The following is a 2,575-nucleotide window of genomic DNA, read 5'->3' on the forward strand; positions in this document are numbered from 1 at the left end:
CTGTCTGGATCACTTATCCTGGGAAATAACGCTTCTTCAACTTCAGGGCCATCATTGCTGAACAAAAATTGGATGTTATAGTTAACGGGGGTAATCAAAAAATGCTTTGCAATCAGTGCTGGCCAACCAGCCTGAGGTATATACAGAAGATTAAACCGTTCATCAGTAAAGACTCTGATGGCTGCTTCAGCGGCAAAACGGGCACCCAATACAGAGCTTGCTATCAGCCCGGGTAAAATTTCTGTAACAATCTTACCCGCTTCAATAAAGATCTTTTCCTTTGGTTTTTTGGGCGATGTGTATTCAATAACAGGCATAGGCATATAGGTCGATTCTGTTTGCGAGACATCAGGTGTCTCATCCTGATTATACTGATAGTGGTTGGCAAGCCGCATTAACACCAGTGATTCCAGATAACCACCATAAGGGAAGCCGAGCTGACGTGCTTTCCTGAAATGATCATGGGCACTGGCCAGAACTCTTTTGTGACCGGTTAATACTACCTGCTGGAAGTCAGGTCTTATTCTCGCCTCCAGAAGCGTCAATCCAGCCAGACAATGAAGCCAGCCTGACATTTGTAATGATTGAGAATCCATTTGTTTGTCATATTGGTTTAACCGTTGTTTTAACTTTTGATAGCCAGCTCTTTTGGCTTGCTCAATAGCAAGAAAAAAATTAATTTCTTCTCCAACTTCGAATTTTTTCAAGTTGTCACTGTGAAAGACAGCATAGTCTAAGAGTTGTGAGTCCAAATTACGTGCAATAGTGTTGAACTTGACTGGCTTATGCCATACAAAGAGCTGAAACCATTTGTCTAATTTTTTCCAACCAGCTGAATCACTCTGGAGTTTTTTTGCCATTTCTGCATTTCCACCGATGAGCGTGATAATATACCGGTGAGCCATTAAAAGAGTGTTATGCCAATACGTTGTGGTGTCCTTGGAAACCTGTTCAGGAAGTAAACCAATCAGTTTTGTCAGAAGTTGTAAGTCATGACCAAAATGAAGCGCGGTTAAGCGGGCTTGGATAGAGAAGGGAAGGGCTTTAAGATGAGGAAGAACGGGCTGGACTTCTGATTCAGTATCAACCAGATGAAAAGCGAGTTCTATAACATCAGCAATTGCCCGATTCTCAGGATTAATATCTTCATAGAGCTCCTTCTGAGTCTCTTTCAGAAATATGGAAATCTCTGAAGAGGATTCAAAGCCTAATATAGATAAGTTAATAATGTACACGGATAAATCCGTGCAATCAGAATCTATCAATTCTGATCGACCAGTAGCGAAGTACAGTATCAATTTTAAATTTGCTTTCGCATTCTTTGCCGCTTGCGCTTGCTCTTGCTCTTCCTCTTCCAGTATCGTTTCTATTGCCCGGTTTGCAGCTGCTATCGCTGTTTTTGTCGCTTTCGATTTTGTCGCAGCTATATCTAACGCTTCCTCTACCGCTTCCATTGATGCTGCTGTTAACTCTGCTTGTTCAGTTTCCGCTGCCGCTGTCACTAACGCTACTGCTGTCGTTGATACCGTTGCTATCTCTAAGGATGTCGATGCCAGAGCCCTAGCCTCTTTCGCTGCCTTTAAAGCCGCCTCAGTCACTGCCGTTTTGCCTAACGGAGCTGCTCGCGCATTCGCTGTCACTGCTGTTTGTCCATGTTGTTCGTTTGGCAGATGCTGGGTATTTGTAAATTTCTGGTCCATTTGATTTAAAACAACATCAACTGCGCCATCAGAGCCTTTTACCGGAAGCTGCTCCAGAAACTCTCTGAGTAGATGTATGGAAGGTGTTACCCTACCCGGAATATTGCTTTTCGGGTTTTTCAGGTAAGTGTCTTTATCAAAGGCCAGTTTCAGTTCGAAAGGCTTTGGAATCAGCATCAGCCACTTGAGGAATATTCCGGCCAGAACCGTTTGATTTGAGTCCGATTCTAATAAAACCTCAATAGACTGTGACACTCCGGAGAATGCAGATAAATTGGCATTAATTATGATATTAGATTTTTCTTCCATACTATGTTCAAAAAAAAGCAAGAGCATCGCGGCATAAGGGAAGTAATAATTTCGAGACGATAAAATCGTCTCTTTTATCTTTTTAGCGTTGAGTTTGACTACCGGGCTAAAGGATAACTCAATGGTTTTGTCATCATCTGACATTTTGGCTTCCAACATGGCCAGTGCCTTCAAAAAGTAGTAATAACCCATTCCCAGGTCATTTGTTGGATGTTCGCTATTTTTTAATAAAACCTTTCTGAATGCAGTGATGTGCTTTTCTACCTGACGCAAAAACTTTTCCGGGTCTTGCTGAATGGATCTGACTTCCCGAATAATATTGTCATCCAGTTGTAATAAATGCTGGATATGTATTCGTTCCTGGAAGGGTTCTGTTGATGGTCGGATACCTGACTTCAGGTTTTTTGGCTGTCTTGTTACACTTACTGCTCTTTTTGCTTTTTCAGGTTTTGTTCCTGTTCCAGAAGTGAATTGTTCCTGAGTAGTTGGAGTAGAGGACGCCAATACTGGAACCGGAACCTCTTTGATTTGAACAAAATTCCTTGAAAGCAGTAAAGACCGGGCAA

At 42.1% G+C, this 2,575-nt stretch carries 1 protein-coding gene; it reads right to left on the reverse strand.

All coding sequences use genetic code 11. The features are described 5' to 3' along the window. On the reverse strand, positions 1-2,513 hold a 2,513-nt coding region (locus KDK18_RS11365), incomplete at its 3' end, for a hypothetical protein (protein ID WP_257255019.1). Between the last annotated feature and the right edge of the window lie 62 nt (positions 2,514-2,575).

The sequence above is a fragment of the Endozoicomonas sp. SESOKO3 genome (assembly GCF_024606255.1).